This window comes from Mesorhizobium sp. P2_C4 (assembly GCF_056404575.1).
Map to the genome: position 1 here is coordinate 84,878 of NZ_JBFUDT010000009.1, position 14,302 is coordinate 99,179.

Sequence of the window (14,302 nt, forward strand, 5' to 3'; positions counted from 1 at the left end):
TAACCCTCGCTAGCGCAGCGCCATGAACCTGCGGTGTCGGATTGATGTCAGTTTTGTTACCACCCACAGGCGCGACATCAGCGATCGATCCGGATCGGTCAGCCCAGGATCAGCAGCTCCTCGAAATGCTTCATGTCGCTGAAGCTGCAGAATGCCGGCGCTCGCAACTCGATCACCGGCGCGTGCCGGGTAAAGAGCGAAAGGCAATCATCGAACAAGTCTTGCCATGCAGCCGCCCTTTCGTCGGCAAGGCGCCGGATCTGGTAGGCGAAGGTGATGTGAAACACATAGGTGTCGTGGTCGGGGTGCCGGTAGCCGAACGGCGCCGACAGCGCATCGCGCCAGGCAAGCATGACGGCCCTGTCTTCGTCCGTGGCGCCGGCAACGGTCAGGCCGGTCGGCACGACATCGACGACCTTGACCTTGAACGCGCCACGGCCTTCGAAGCCATTTAGCCGGTTCAGGTAAAGGCGGGTCATGTCGTCGATGCTGGTGTCGAGGGGCACGTCGCCAGGCCAATAGGGAAGCCGGCGGCGATGTTCGATGATGCCCTGGAACAGCGTCATATGCAGGCTGGAGACGGGCGTGAAGGCCAGCCGGTCGGCGTCCGGCGTCGCTCGCATCCGTTCCCGCACCTCGACAACCACCGCTTCGGAAGTCGAGCCGTTTTCGAGATGGCTGACCACGGTGTTGCCGGGCTCGAACAGGAAATTGCCTGCACTGTCGTAGCGCGTGCCGAGATGCACTGGAGGGTTGGGGTTGGTGCCTTCGAGGAATCCGGCGAGCGAGGGTTTGACGGTGTCGAGCATTGCGATCTCCTGGGAAGATCGCCTCCTGTCCGAGTCATGTGTCAAGGGTATGAAACGGGCGTGCCCGTCGGTGGCGATGACACATATGTGAAGGCGGCAATGTCAGCCGTACTTCTCCAGAAAGGCCTCAGCCTCCAGTTCGCGGAAATCATCCAGCGCTGCGCGCAGCCTGGCATGGTCCCAATCCCACCAGGCGAGCGCCTGGTAGCGCTCGGCGGTGCGGCGGTCGAAGCGCTCGCGGATCGGCTTGGCCGGCACGCCGCCGACGATGGTGTAGGGCGCGACGTCCTTGGATACCACGGCACCTGCGCCAACCGCCGCACCATCGCCAACGGTGACGCCGGGCAGGATGGTCGAGCCGTGACCGAGCCAGGTGTCGTGACCGATGGTGACGCGCCTGGCCCGGCGCTGCGCGAAGAATTCGCTCTCGTGCTCGGCGTCATCCCAGTAGTCCGAGGCGCGGTAGGTGAAATGGTGCAGCGTCGGTCGCCAGGTCGGATGGTTGGTGGCGTTGATGCGCACGCTGGCCGCGATGTTGGAAAACTTGCCGATGGTCGTGCACCAGACGGCGCAGTCCTGCATCATGTAGGAATAGTCGCCGAGGATGCTCTCCGAGACACGGCTGCGGTCGGCGATCTCGGTCCAGCGGCCAAGCTTCGAATTCTCGACCTGCGCCGTCTCGTGGACCAGCGGCGCTTCCGACAGTTTCCTGCTCATGCGGCGATTTTTCCGGCAGCGAAATTGGTCACGTCGATGATGCGGTCGGCCACCGCTTCGCGCACGTCGTGGTCGTGGAAGATGCCGAGCAGAGCGACGCCCGCCGCTTTCTTCTGGGCAATCAGCGCGATCACCACGTCGCGGTTCCTGGCGTCGAGCGAGGCGGTCGGCTCGTCGAGCAGCAGGATCGGATGTTCGGTGATGAAGCCGCGCGCGATGTTGACGCGCTGCTGCTCACCACCGGAAAACGTCGCCGGCGGCAGCCCCCAGAGTTTTTCCGGCAGGTTCAGCTGCGCCAGCAGCGCGCGTGCCTTGCCTCTGGCTGCCTCGCGCTCTTCGCCGCGCTCGACCAGCGGTTCGGCGACGACATCGAGTGCGGAGACGCGCGGCACGGTGCGCAGGAACTGGCTGACATAGCCGATCGTTTGCCGGCGAACGGCAAGCACGGTGCGCGGGCTGGCTATCGCCAGATCGATGAGGCCGGCATCGTGCTGGACAATGATCTGGCCTTCGTCGACGGCATAGTTGCCGTAAAGCATTTTCAGGATCGAGCTCTTGCCGGCGCCGGAGGGGCCGCCGAGCACGGCGCATTCGCCGGCCCGAATCGAGAACGAGACGCCGGCGACAACAGGCAGTTTGATGCCGTCGCGCAGATGCATGGTGAAGCTTTTTGCGACATCGGAGACAACGAGAGGGGTCGGCATCAGAAAGTCCTCCAATCGTCATTCGTTGGCGGGACAGCGCCCCCCTCTGCCTTGCCAGGCATCTCCCCCTCAAGGGGGGAGATCGGCTGTCGCTTTCGGTTTCGCCAGTCTCTTCCGTTGCAGAAAGGGTTGGGCGGCAAAGCTGCCAATCTCCCCCCTTGAGGGGGAGATGGCCGGCAGGCCAGAGGGGGGTGACTTGGCGCCATCGTCACACCTGCAGAATCGAGGACACAAGCAATTGCGTATAGGGCGCACGCGGGTCGTCGAGGACGCGGTCGGTGAGGCCGCTTTCGACGACACGGCCGTCCTTCATCACCATCATGCGCTGCGACAATAGCCGCGCCACGGCGAGGTCGTGGGTGACGACGATGGCGGCGAGGCCGAGATCTGTGACCAGACCGCGCAGCAGATCGAGCAGGCGGGCCTGCACCGAGACGTCAAGGCCGCCGGTCGGCTCGTCCATGAACACCAGCCGCGGCCCGGTGACGAGGTTGCGGGCGATCTGCAGGCGCTGGCGCATGCCGCCGGAGAAGGCGCGCGGCTCGTCGTCGATGCGGTCCTCGTCGATCTCGACGCGCGATAGCCAGTCGACAGCCGTGGCGCGGATCCTGCCGTAGTGGCGGTCGCCGACCGCCATCAGCCGCTCACCGACATTGGCGCCAGCCGACACCGTCATGCGCAGCCCATCGGCCGGGTTCTGGTGGACAAAGCCCCAGTCGGTGCGCATCAGGAAGCGGCGCTCGGCCTCGCTCATCCGATAGAGCTCGCGGAACTGGCCATCGCGCATGCGGTAGCTGGCGGTGCCGGAAGAGGGCAACAGCCGTGTCGACAGGCAGTTGAGCAGCGTCGTCTTGCCGGAACCGGATTCGCCGACGACGGCCAACACCTCGCCGGGCCACAGGTCGAAGGTGACATTCTCGCAGCCGACGCGCGAGCCGTAGAATTTGGATAGCGCTGAAACGCGCAGCAGCGGTTCGTCGGTCACTCTGCCGGCTCCATCATCTCGGGTGAGAGGTGACCGCGATGGCCCTCTTCGCGGCGTTTCTCGCAGTGGTCGGTGTCGGAGCAGACGAACATGTGGCCGCCATGGTCGTCGAGAATGACCTCGTCGAGATAGACATTCTCGGCCGCGCACAGCGCGCAAGGCTGGTCGAAGGTCTGCACCTCGAAAGGGTGGTCCTCGAAGTCGAGGCTGACGACGTCAGTGAAAGGCGGCAACGCATAAATGCGTTTTTCGCGGCCGGCGCCGAACAATTGCAGCGCCGGTGACTGGTGCATCTTCGGATTGTCGAATTTCGGCGTCGGCGACGGGTCCATCACATAGCGGCCCTCGACCTTGACCGGATAGGCGTAGGTGGTGGCGATGCGGCCGTGCCTGGCGATGTCCTCGTAGAGCTTCACATGCATGAGGCCGTATTCCTCCAGCGCATGCATTTTGCGCGTCTCGGTCTCGCGCGGCTCGAGGAAGCGCAGCGGCTCTGGGATCGGCACCTGGTAGACCAGAACTTGTCCGGCGCTGAGCGGATGTTCGGGGATGCGGTGGCGGGTCTGGATGATGGTGGCGCTGGCGGTATCGGTGGTGACAGCAACATTGGCGACCTTCTTGAAGAAGGCGCGGATCGACACGGCATTGGTGGTGTCATCGGCGCCCTGGTCGATCACCTTCAGCACATCGTCGGGGCCGATGATCGAAGCGGTGACCTGCACGCCGCCAGTGCCCCAGCCATAAGGCATCGGCATTTCGCGCGAGGCGAACGGCACCTGATAGCCGGGGATGGCGATGCCCTTGAGGATCGCCCGGCGGATCATCCGCTTGGTCTGTTCGTCGAGATAGGCGAAATTGTAGGTGGCGATGTCGGTCATGGCGATCACATCCACATCGTGCTATCAAATTGGCGTCCAGGACGCGGAAACGGGGGCGAAATCGGATGACCCAAACCGGTTGGATACATCTCGGAATCCTGCTGTTGGTGTTCGCCGGCGTCGTTCTCTTTTTCCTTCGGCGCATGATTCTGCTCGCGCCAAAAGAGGGCTCTCACGGTGAGTCCGTAGGTCTCAGCAATGGTGGCTACTCCGGGTATGGCAGCTATGGCGGTCATTCCCACGACGGTGGCGGCCATGGGGGCGGGCACTGAATTCATTGCACAGCCTCCAATCCTCTGGCGTAGCGCTTCAGCCGCTCATTAAGCGTGCCCGTGTGCAGTTCGAACATGTGGTTGTCGTCGTCGTAGAAATAGATTGACCTGCCTTCACCCTCGACGCGCGGACGCGGCGGGCGCATGTCGAGGCCGAGCTTGCCGACGCGCCCGGCGTAGCGGTCGAAATCGGCGTCATCGATCTTGAAGGCGATGTGGTTGTAGCTGCGTTCCGGTAGCGGCTGGCCTTGCATGATGGCGATCCAGATGTCGCCGATCAGGAAGAATTTTTCCCGCGACAGCGAAAACTGCTCGGCGTCGCTGGCATAGACCTCGCGCGCGTCGAAAATCCCAGTGAGGATCGCGGTCATCCGGTCGAGATCGCGCACGATGAAGGTGATGTGGGAGAGGCCCTCGATCATTCCGCGGCCTCGCGCTTTTCCTCGACCTTGCCGGGGTTTTCGCGGGCGTCGTGCTCGGCGCGCATGCGGCGCACCAGATCGAGCTCGGCCTGGAAGTCGACATAATGCGGCAGCTTCAGATGCTCGACGAAGCCGGTGGCCTGGACATTGTCGGAATGCGAGATGACGAACTCCTCGTCCTGGGCCGCGGCGACGACATCCTCGCCGAGTTCGGTCGCGCGAAGCGCGCGGTCGCAGAGCGCCATGGCCATCGCCTTGCGCTCGCTCTGGCCGAAGACCAGGCCGTAGCCGCGAGTGAATTGCGGCGGCGCCTTGGCCGAGCCCTTGAACTGGTTGACCATCTGGCACTCGGTGACGCGGACGCTGCCGAGCGGCACAGCGAAGGGCAGTTCCGGCACGTCGAGCTCCAGCTCGACCTCGCCGATACGGACCTCGCCGACGAAGGGGTGGTTGCGGGCGTAGCCACGCTGAGTGGAATAGCCGAGCGCCAGCAAGAAACCTTCATCGCCACGCGACAGCGCTTGCAGGCGGATGTCGCGCGCCATCGGGAATTCCAGCGGCTCGCGGGTGATGTCGCCGGGAACATGGTCCTGCGGCATGTCGCCATCCGGCTCGATCAGGCCTTCGCGGGCGAGGATCGCCGACACGCGCGGCATGGCTTCGGCCTCGCCGGCGCGCTGCAGCGGTTCGGCGACATCGGCGCACGCCGCAAGCTCGGGACCGAGCAGCCGGTGGGTGTAGTCGAAGGTGGGCCCGAGCAACTGGCCGCCGGGCAGGTCCTTGTAGGTCGCCGACACGCGCCGCTCGACCAGCATCGTGGCGGTGTCGATGGCCCTGGTGTAGCCGAAGCGCGGCAGCGTGGTGCGATAGGCGCGCACCAAGAAGATCGCCTCGATCATGTCGCCGCGCGCCTGGACGATGGCCAGCGCCGCCAATTCCCGATCGTAGAGCGAGCCTTCGCTCATCACCCGGTCGACGCCGAGCGCCAGTTGCTCGACGATCTGGTCGAGGCGAAGTGCCGGCACCGAACGATCGCCGCGCCGGCGATCGGCGAGCAATCTGTGGGCATTGGCGATGGCCGCTTCGCCGCCTTTTACCGCGACATACATGCTAGGCCTCCATCGTCTTGATGCGCGTCGTGCGCGGCAGACAGGCGATGCCGCCCGGTGCGGCAAGGATGAGGTCGACGCCGCGCGGAAAGCGCTGATTGTTCTGCTTCCACTGTTCGACGAAATGCCGTGGCATCTGCGCCGGTGCGATCGTTGCCGTCGTCTCGATGCCGGGACCGGCGAGCAGAAGCGGAGTGCCCGAGACGAGATCGCTCACCTGCAGGATCAGCGTCGTGGAGCGATCGGGATAGTCCTGGGTGCCTTGCGAAAAACCGTCGAGCGACATCATCTCCGCAGGTGCTGCCATCAACGCGAAATGCGCGTCGGCCGGCGTGTTGGCCAGTGGCGCGCCGCAGTGGAAACCGAGCCAGGATTTGGCCGCCACGGCGGCCTGCAAGGTGGGGTCGAGCCAGAGCGGCGTGTCGTTGTCGCACAGCGCCAGCGCGATGGCGCCGGCGGTGGCCGACAACGGCGCCGGCGGGCGGGCAAAGATCGGCAGGGCCTGCACGGTGCCCGGCCGCGCCATTGCGTCCATCACGGCGCGGAACACGGTCTGGGCATTGAACACCGGATCGGCGAAGCCGCCATCGATCGATTGGGTTGCGATGTCCATCAATCTTCTCCGCGCACCATGGTGAAGAAATCCACTTTGGTTGCCGCCGTCTCGGCGCGGCGTTTTTCGCGCGCCTGGGCCAATGCCGCCTGCAACGGGGCGATGAGTTTGGCCTGAACATCGTCGCGGTGGGCAGAATCCTGCCAGAGCGCATCGGCGATGGCTGCGAGCCTCGCCTTCTGCTTGTCGCGGCCAAGCGCGTAGCAATGGCCGACCTGCCCGGATGCGAGCCGGACCGTGGTGCGGGTGACCGTGGCTTCACCGACATTGAAGGGGGCGCCGCCGCCGCCGATGCGGCCGCGCACGGTGACCAGGCCGGTTTCGGGGCCGCGCAGAAGTTCGGCTTCCGAGGGTAGGCCGGCAGCGTTCCAGAGGCGGACGATGTCATCGCCGCTTGCCTGCGCCAGCGTTGCCATGACGGCCTTGCGCTCGGCTTGATCGCGCGCTTCCTGTCCTCGCATGGCTGCTGCTCCTGTTCGTGTATATTTGTCTAGTGATATAGACATCTATACAAATTATATCTATTATCTAGCGCGTGTCCATGACGGGTGGATGACAGGGGCAAAGGATCGGGGCGGAAATGGTCGGGCAGCAAAGGGCTGATAGCATCGAGCGACGCAGCGGCGTCTCGTTGTGGCGGCAGATCGCCGACCAGATCCTGCATTCGATTGCCTTGGGCGATTTTGCCGAGAATGCCGCGCTGCCGCCGGAAGTGGCGCTGGCCGAACGCTATGGCGTCAACCGCCATACGGTGCGCAGCGCCATCGCCGCCCTGGTGCAGGACGGCGTGCTCAGGGCCGAGCAAGGGCGTGGCACCTTCGTGCTGTCGCGCAAACGGCTGTCCTATCCGATCGGCGCGCGCACACGCTTTTCGGAAGGCCTGCAAGGACAGGCATCGGAGCGGCATATCGTGCTACTCGCCTCATCGGTCGAGCCGGCGAGCCAGCGTGTCGCCGAGGGGCTTGGGCTGGCCAAGGGCGCCGAGGTGATCCGGCTGGAGACACGCGGCGAAGCTGACGGACGGCCTGTGTCGCGCGCCGCCGGCTGGTTCGATGCCAGACGTTTCGCCGGCATCGATGCCGCGATGGCGCAGACCGGTTCGATCACCGCGTCGCTGGCCCGCTTCGGCATAGACGACTATCTCCGGCAATCGACCGTTCTGTCGGCGCGCCACGCCGATGCGGCCGATCTTGCCGATCTCGACCTGCAGCCGGGCGCCATCGTGCTGGTCACGGTGGCCGTCAACGTCACGCCCGCCGGCCAGCCGATCCAGTTTTCCGAGTCTCGCTTTCCAGCCGAGCGGGTGGAGTTGAAGCTGTCGGCGCTGTAGCTAACTTTCGTCATCCTTGGGCGAAGCAGGAGCGGAGCTCCGTCGCGGAGACCCAAGGATCCATGCCGCGATCTCGGGCGAGGATCGCAGCGGACCAGAATTCTGCACCGAAGCAGCGCCTCGAAATCACGGCATGGATCCTCGGGTCTGCGCCGCGTCGCTACGCTCCTTGCTCCGCCCGTGGATGACGAAGCGATGGGCGTTTCGGCAAATTGCCGAGGCATGCGATCTGCCGAAGTCTCAACGATCCGCCGAATTTCGTGTCGGAGCGGACGTTTTATCCGACCTCGATCACCGCCTTGATCAGGCCGGATTTCTCGTGCGCCCAGCGGGCGAGGTCGCGCGGCGTATCGCTGAGCGTGGTGCGATGGGTGACGAGCTTGGCCAGCGGCACCGCGCCGTTTCGGATCGAGGCGGCGACATGGTCGAAGTCGGCGCGCAGCGCATTGCGGCTGCCGATCAGCGTCATCTCGCGCTTGTGGAATTCAGGGTCGGAAAAGGTGATGTCGTCCTTGACCACGCTGACCAGCACCAGCGTCCCGCCATGCGCGACATGGGCGAAGGCCGACTGCACCGAGGCGGTGTTGCCGGTGGCGTCGAAAACCGCGTCGAACCCTTCGCCGCCGGTCGCCTCTCGCACCAGATCGGCCGCAGAACCCTGTGAAGCATCGAGCGTCGAAAAGCCGAGTTCGCTTGCGGCAAAGCCGAGCCTTTCGCTGCTCATGTCGAGCAGCGTCACGTCAAGACCGGCAATGCGGGCAAACAGCGCCGTGCCGAGCCCGATCGGCCCGGCACCGATGACCAGCGCGCGGGCGCCTGATACAGCCTGCGCGCGTCGCACGGCATGGGCGCCGATGGCCAGGAATTCGACGGCGGCAGCATCGGCCAACGACAGGCCGTTTGCCGGATAAAGGTTTTGCGCCGGCACCAGGATCTGCTCACCCATGGCGCCGTCGCGATGCACGCCGAGCACCTCGATCCTGACGCAGCAATTCGGCTTGCCTTGCCGGCAGGCGATGCATTTGCCGCAGGCCAGATAGGGGTTGATGATCACCGGTTCGCCGATGGTGAGCTCGACGCCTTCGCCGGTCGCGATCACGGTGCCGGAGACTTCATGGCCCATGATGCGCGGATAGGCGAGGAACGGGTGCTTGCCTTCGAAAATGTGAAAATCGGTGCCGCAGATACCGACATGGCTCACCGCCACCAGCGCCCAGCCCGAAGGCGGTGCGTCAGGTGCGGGGCGATCTTCCAGAACTAGGTCGCCGGGCGAGCGGCAAACGACGGCTTTCATGCTTCAATCCAGTCGGTTTCTTTGTTTTACGCACTTCCGGACGGAAACCGCTTCACACTTTTCCTGGAATTGCTCTGATGAAATCGCCGGCCCTTCGGCGAGGCCGGGCCGGCGATCAATTTCGGTGGTGACTACTTGCCGCCGCGGCGGCGCAGGCCGTCGAAGTAGACGATGACGATGATCAGCACACCGGTGATGATGCGCTGCCAGAAGGCGTTGACGTTCAAAAGATTGGCGCCGTTGTTGATGGTGGCAAGGATGAAGGCGCCGAGCAGCGGGCCGTGCACCGAGCCGACGGCGCCGAACAGCGAGGTGCCGCCGATCACCGAGGAGGCGATCGCCTGCAGTTCCCAGCCCTCGGCCTGGGTCGGGTTGCCGATACCGATGCGCGAGGCCAGCAGCACGCCGACAAAGGCCGCGCACAGGCCCGACAGCGTGTAGGCCATGTAGATCGTGCGCTGGACATTGACGCCGGAGAGACGCGAGGCCTCGGCGTTGGAACCGACCGAGAAGAGATAGCGGCCCCAACGGCTGTGGTGCAGGAAGATGTAGGCCGGGATGCCGACCATGATCACCATCCAGAACAGATTGGGGACACCGAGGAAAGAGTTGCGCGAGAACTCTTGGAAAGCGTCGTTGTTGATCGAGATCGAGTTGCCGTTGGTCATCAAGAGGCCGATGCCGCGCAATGAGGTGAGCGTCGCCAGCGTGATGATGAAGGGCGGCAGTCCCATCTTGACGATGCCGAAGCCGTGGAACAGGCCGATGGCGACGCCGACCAGCAAGGTGATGAGAATGGCGAGGATAACCGGCACGCCGGCATTGATCAGCATGGCGGCGATAACGGTGGCAAAGCCGACCACGGCACCAACGGACAGGTCGATGCCGCCGGTGATGATGACGAAGGTCTGACCCACCGCAAGGATGGCGATCATCGAGCCCTGGCGCAAAAGGTTCGAGATGTTGTTGCCCGAGGCAAAGCTCTGCGTCGACACCGACAGGATGACCCACAACAGGACCAGCAGCGCCAGCAGCGTCAGCCCGAACAGGGCATTGTAATTGCGTTTCGGTTTTTCGACTGCTGCTGCTTCGGTGCTCATGTCTGTCCTCCCAGCTTTTCTTGTTTCTCGGCGAGCGCCTGCGTGAGAATTTCTTCGTGGTCGGCGGTGCGGAACCCGTGCGTGGCGACCAGCTTGCCACGCCGGAAGACGTGCAGCGTGTCGGAGAGTTCATAGACCTCCGGTAAATAGGACGAGATCAGGATGATGCCGGCGCCCTTCGACAACAGCGCGCCGAACAGGCGGTAGATCTCGGCCTTGGTGCCGACATCTACGCCGACCGTCGGCTCGTCGAAGATGAACAGCTTGGCGCCGTGCGCCAGCCATTTGCCGATGACGATCTTCTGCTGGTTGCCGCCGGACAGGCTGGAGGCGAGCGCGCCGCGCGTCGGCGTCTTGATCCTGAGATCGGCGATCTGGCGATCGGCCTCGGCCTTCTCCTTCGCGCCCGAGATCAGCATGTTCTTGGAGATGCGCTTGTAGATCGGCAGATTGAGGTTGAGGCCGACCGGCAAATTGAGGCAAAGGCCCTGGTCGCGGCGGCTTTCCGGCGCCAGCGCCATGCCAAGCTTGATCGCGTCGTGCTCGGAATTGACCTGGACCGGCTTGCCTTCCCACAGGATCTGGCCTGCCGACTTGCGGTGGCGGCCGTAGAGCGTGGTGACGAATTCGCTGCGTCCGGCGCCGATCAGGCCGTAGAGGCCGACGATCTCGCCGGCACGGACCGACATGGAAACGTGTTCAAAACCCTTGCCCGACAGGTTCTTCGCTTCGACGATTATCGCGCCGGGCGTAAAATGCTCCTTGTGGTAGACCTGCTCGATCGAGCGATTGATCATCATCTTGACCAGCTCGGCGTCGTTGGTCTCGGCAATGTTGCGGGTGCCGACCAGCGTGCCGTCACGCAGCACGGAGACGCGGTCGGCGAGCTCGAACACCTCTTCCATGCGATGGCTGATGTAGATGATGGTGACGCCTTCGCCCTTCAGCCTGCGGATCAGCGTGAACAGCTGGTCGGCCTCTTTGCGGGTGAGATAGGCGGTCGGCTCGTCGAAGATCAGGAATTTGGTGCCGCGCACGGTGGCGCGGGCAGCGGCGATCAGCTGCTGCTGGCCGATGGTGAGGTCGCCGAGGGTGACATGCGCCGGCAGGTCGAAGCCGAGACCGTCGATGATCTTCTGGGCTTCCCGGACCATGGCACGCTGCTGCAGGATGCCGTAGCGCGAGTCCTCCTCGCCGAGGAACATGTTGGCGGCAACGGTGAGATGGCGGCACAACACCACTTCCTGGTGCACGGCATTGATGCCGAGGGCCATCGCTTCGTGCGGGGTCGCCAGCGCTGCCGGCTTGCCTTCCCAGATGACATCGCCGGAGGTGCGCGGCATGACGCCGGTCAAAAGCTTGATCAAGGTCGATTTGCCGGCGCCGTTCTCGCCAACGATGGCGTGGATTTCACCAGCCTTGAAAGCGAGGTGGACCGGCTTCAGCGCATGGGTGCCGGGATAACGCTTTTCCAGCCCATGCAGTTCGAGGATCGTCCTGCCCGGTTCCAGCGTTGGGTGCGGGTGCAGTTCCTGCGCTTTCGACGTCATGACAATCCTCCCAGATCGGCCTTGCGATTGGCACTTGGCGATGCGGCTCCGCCGCATCGCCAAGGTAATTCAAACCGGCGGATATCCAAGCGGCATTGGATGTTTCCGGGGCTTTGATGCCCCGGAAACAGTGCGCCTATGTCGATGCTCAGTCGAGCTTCGGGTTGAGCAGCGCGTCGATCTTCGGCTCTTTCATATTGGCCTTGGTGACCAGATTGGCGCCGGTGTCGACATTGGCTTCGACCTTCTCGCCCTTGGAGGCGGCGAGTGCGGTCTTGATGCCGTCATAGCCCATCCGGTAGGGGTCCTGGACGACGAGGCCGGAGATGACGCCGTCATTCAGGAACTTGATCAGCTTCTCGTCGCTGTCGAAGCCGATCAGCCCGACCTTGCCGGCAAGGTTGTTCTCGGCGATCGCCTGGCCGACGCCCTGCGCCATGATCAGGTTGGACGCGAAGATGCCCTTGAGATCCGGATTGGCGGTGATCAGGTCGGTGGCGATGTTGAGGCCGGTGGTGGCCTGGCCGTCGGCATATTTGTCGGCGACCAATTCAAGGCCGGGATATTTGGCCTTGAGCTGTTCCTTGAAGCCCTGCGCGCGCTGCTCGAGCGAGCCGGCGCCGGGCAGTGCGGTGATCAGCGCAACCTTGCCCTCGACCTTGCCGCCATTGGCGGCGCCGATGGCAGCGGCAAGACCGTCAGCGGCGACGCGGCCGCCCTGGACGTTGTCGGTGGTCAGGAACGAGGTGAAGGCCTTGGAGTCGGCGCCGGAGTCGATGCCGATGACCTTGACCTTGGTGGCGGCCTCGTCGATCGGCTTGCCGAGCGCCTTGGCCTCGGTCGGGGCGATGACGACGGCAGCCGGATTGCCGGCAACGGCGTTCTCGAGGATCGAGATCTGGCCGTTGACGTCGGTCTCGGCCTGGGCACCGAGTTCCGGCACGTTGACGCCGAGGTCCTTGCCTGCCTTGCGGGCGCCGGCCAGAACGATCTGCCAGTAGAAGGACGTGGTGTCCTTGACGATGATCGGAATGGTCACGTCAGCGGCCGAAGCCGGCGCCGAATGCATCACGCCGGCAAGCATCGAGGCGGCTGCAAGTGCCATGACGGCGCGGCGGTTGAGAATGCTGGTTACGAATTTCATGCGGATTCCTCCCTAGGACGCCCGGTGAAGGTTACGGAAGCTCCATTCGGATAGGCGCGGCCCAAACAGAACTTTATCAATAAAAAACATTTACCAGGTTTTGATAGTGCATAGGTTCGGTCGATGCAAGCGGTGTTTGGTGCCGTTTGCGTGAGGTCCTGAGAAAGCAGACCTCCCGGGCCGATACCCAATGTCACGTTCCGACGCTTCCGATCTCCTCCGAACGAGATGGAACAATAATTCCATATCTGTGTCAATATGGAATGTTTATTCTTTTTCACAATCGCGCGATTACGCACATCGGTCGGGAGGCGCATCAGCCGAGTTTCTGCACGATCGTGTAGGGCGCGTATCTGGCGAATTCGGTTTCCGGCACCTCGATGCCGAGCAGTTCGAGGTTGCGCGTCAGATTGGCCGGTTTGGCGGTGCCCGTCAGCACGCTGGCCACCACGGGCTCGTGCAACGGAAACTGGAACGCAGCCGCCGCCAAGGGATAACCGCCTTCGGCAGCGATCTTTTCCATCGCATCGACCCGGTCGAGAATGTCCTTTGTGGCCGGCGCATAGTCGAAATGCGCGCCCGGCACCGGGCCGGTCGCCAGGATGCCGGAGTTGAAGACGCCGCCGATGATCAGCGAAGTCTGCTGTTTGCGGCAAAGCGGCAGCAGTTCGGCTTCGGCCGAGCGGTCGAGCAGCGAATAGCGGCTGGCCAAAAGGATGCAGTCGAGCGGCGCCTGGTGCAGCACATCGAGACAGATTTGCACCTCGTTGACGCCGAGACCGTAGGCGGAAATGACGCCGGACGATTTTAGCTCCTCAAGCGCCTTCAGCCCACCCTCCATAAACTGGCGGAAGTGCAGCTTGGTCTTCTCGGCGCCATGCGTGTAGGTGCCGATGTCGTGGACAAACAGGATGTCTATCCTGTTGAGGCCGAGCCGCGCATAGGAGAACTCGACCGAGCGCATGATGCCATCATAGGAATAGTCGTAGTCGAGCGCGAAAGGCAGCGGATCGACATAGGAGTGATCGGGGACCTGGTCTTCCGGCACCGGACGGAACAGCCGTCCGACCTTGGTGGACAGCACGTAGGATGAGCGCGGCTTGTCGCGCAGGAAATCGCCGACGCGCCGTTCCGACAGGCCGAAGCCGTAGAAGGGCGCGGTATCGAAATAGCGCAGTCCGGCGTCCCAGGCGGCCTGCAGCGTTTCCATCGCTGCCTCGCGCGGACAGGCCCGGTAGAGGCCGCCGAGTGCTGCGCCGCCGAAGCTGACCTCGGTGACCTCGAGCGCCGTTGTACCGATGCGGCGTTTCTTCATGCAAAACCTCCCCCTGCCGGCCACTGGCCGGTTCGTAAACAAATGTCCTGGTCAGAATTG

General features: G+C 63.8%; 16 protein-coding genes. 1 reads left to right on the forward strand and 15 read right to left on the reverse strand.

What is annotated here, in order from left to right:
* Positions 1 to 98 precede the first annotated feature (98 nt).
* The 10 genes from AC1DX6_RS26645 to phnG form a co-directional block, all read right to left on the reverse strand.
* The gene (locus tag AC1DX6_RS26645) at positions 99 to 809 is read right to left on the reverse strand and encodes a DUF1868 domain-containing protein (RefSeq protein ID WP_477318877.1); all 711 of its coding nucleotides are present in this window, start codon (positions 807 to 809) and stop codon (positions 99 to 101) included.
* Between the two features lie 102 nt (positions 810 to 911).
* Positions 912 to 1,526 carry a DapH/DapD/GlmU-related protein gene (locus AC1DX6_RS26650; protein ID WP_477318879.1) on the reverse strand — a complete coding sequence of 205 codons (615 nt, stop codon included), beginning with the start codon at positions 1,524 to 1,526 and terminating at the stop codon, positions 912 to 914.
* On the reverse strand, positions 1,523 to 2,230 hold the full coding sequence (gene phnL / locus AC1DX6_RS26655; RefSeq protein ID WP_477318881.1) for a phosphonate C-P lyase system protein PhnL: 708 nt from the start codon (positions 2,228 to 2,230) through the stop codon (positions 1,523 to 1,525). Before phnL ends, AC1DX6_RS26650 begins: the two co-directional genes overlap by 4 nt.
* 208 nt (positions 2,231 to 2,438) lie before the next feature.
* Positions 2,439 to 3,215 (reverse strand): phosphonate C-P lyase system protein PhnK, encoded by a 777-nt coding sequence (gene phnK / locus AC1DX6_RS26660; RefSeq protein ID WP_140536281.1) that lies wholly within the window; start codon positions 3,213 to 3,215, stop codon positions 2,439 to 2,441.
* Positions 3,212 to 4,093 carry an alpha-D-ribose 1-methylphosphonate 5-phosphate C-P-lyase PhnJ gene (locus AC1DX6_RS26665; RefSeq protein WP_477318883.1) on the reverse strand — a complete coding sequence of 294 codons (882 nt, stop codon included), beginning with the start codon at positions 4,091 to 4,093 and terminating at the stop codon, positions 3,212 to 3,214. Before AC1DX6_RS26665 ends, phnK begins: the two co-directional genes overlap by 4 nt.
* 5 nt (positions 4,094 to 4,098) lie before the next feature.
* Positions 4,099 to 4,371, reverse strand: a complete 273-nt coding sequence (locus AC1DX6_RS26670; protein ID WP_477318885.1) for a hypothetical protein — start codon at positions 4,369 to 4,371, stop codon at positions 4,099 to 4,101.
* A complete protein-coding gene (fosX, locus tag AC1DX6_RS26675; RefSeq protein WP_477318887.1) occupies positions 4,368 to 4,787 on the reverse strand; it encodes a FosX/FosE/FosI family fosfomycin resistance hydrolase in 420 nt (139 codons plus the stop codon). Before fosX ends, AC1DX6_RS26670 begins: the two co-directional genes overlap by 4 nt.
* The gene (locus tag AC1DX6_RS26680; RefSeq protein WP_477318889.1) at positions 4,784 to 5,896 is read right to left on the reverse strand and encodes a carbon-phosphorus lyase complex subunit; all 1,113 of its coding nucleotides are present in this window, start codon (positions 5,894 to 5,896) and stop codon (positions 4,784 to 4,786) included. Before AC1DX6_RS26680 ends, fosX begins: the two co-directional genes overlap by 4 nt.
* Before the next feature lies 1 nt (position 5,897).
* Positions 5,898 to 6,509, reverse strand: coding sequence for a phosphonate C-P lyase system protein PhnH (phnH, locus tag AC1DX6_RS26685; RefSeq protein ID WP_477318891.1), 612 nt, complete (start codon positions 6,507 to 6,509; stop codon positions 5,898 to 5,900).
* The gene (gene phnG / locus AC1DX6_RS26690) at positions 6,509 to 6,970 is read right to left on the reverse strand and encodes a phosphonate C-P lyase system protein PhnG (RefSeq protein WP_477318893.1); all 462 of its coding nucleotides are present in this window, start codon (positions 6,968 to 6,970) and stop codon (positions 6,509 to 6,511) included. Before phnG ends, phnH begins: the two co-directional genes overlap by 1 nt.
* Positions 6,971 to 7,089: 119 nt before the next feature.
* Between phnG and phnF the strand changes: the two genes are divergently transcribed.
* Positions 7,090 to 7,839 carry a phosphonate metabolism transcriptional regulator PhnF gene (gene phnF / locus AC1DX6_RS26695; RefSeq protein ID WP_477318895.1) on the forward strand — a complete coding sequence of 250 codons (750 nt, stop codon included), beginning with the start codon at positions 7,090 to 7,092 and terminating at the stop codon, positions 7,837 to 7,839.
* A 277-nt stretch (positions 7,840 to 8,116) separates the two neighbouring features.
* On the opposite strand, the gene AC1DX6_RS26700 is transcribed toward phnF, so the two are convergent.
* The 5 genes from AC1DX6_RS26700 to AC1DX6_RS26720 all read right to left on the reverse strand — a co-directional run bounded on the left by AC1DX6_RS26700 (position 8,117) and on the right by AC1DX6_RS26720 (position 14,242).
* Positions 8,117 to 9,133: a zinc-binding alcohol dehydrogenase family protein gene (locus AC1DX6_RS26700; protein ID WP_477318897.1), complete on the reverse strand. Its 1,017-nt coding sequence runs from the start codon at positions 9,131 to 9,133 to the stop codon at positions 8,117 to 8,119.
* Between the two features lie 131 nt (positions 9,134 to 9,264).
* Positions 9,265 to 10,233 carry an ABC transporter permease gene (locus AC1DX6_RS26705; protein WP_477318899.1) on the reverse strand — a complete coding sequence of 323 codons (969 nt, stop codon included), beginning with the start codon at positions 10,231 to 10,233 and terminating at the stop codon, positions 9,265 to 9,267.
* The gene (locus tag AC1DX6_RS26710; protein WP_477318901.1) at positions 10,230 to 11,783 is read right to left on the reverse strand and encodes a sugar ABC transporter ATP-binding protein; all 1,554 of its coding nucleotides are present in this window, start codon (positions 11,781 to 11,783) and stop codon (positions 10,230 to 10,232) included. The genes AC1DX6_RS26705 and AC1DX6_RS26710 overlap by 4 nt, the downstream gene beginning before the upstream one ends.
* Positions 11,784 to 11,931: 148 nt before the next feature.
* Positions 11,932 to 12,927 carry a substrate-binding domain-containing protein gene (locus tag AC1DX6_RS26715; RefSeq protein ID WP_477318903.1) on the reverse strand — a complete coding sequence of 332 codons (996 nt, stop codon included), beginning with the start codon at positions 12,925 to 12,927 and terminating at the stop codon, positions 11,932 to 11,934.
* A 316-nt stretch (positions 12,928 to 13,243) separates the two neighbouring features.
* Positions 13,244 to 14,242: an aldo/keto reductase gene (locus tag AC1DX6_RS26720; RefSeq protein ID WP_477318905.1), complete on the reverse strand. Its 999-nt coding sequence runs from the start codon at positions 14,240 to 14,242 to the stop codon at positions 13,244 to 13,246.
* Positions 14,243 to 14,302 lie beyond the last annotated feature (60 nt).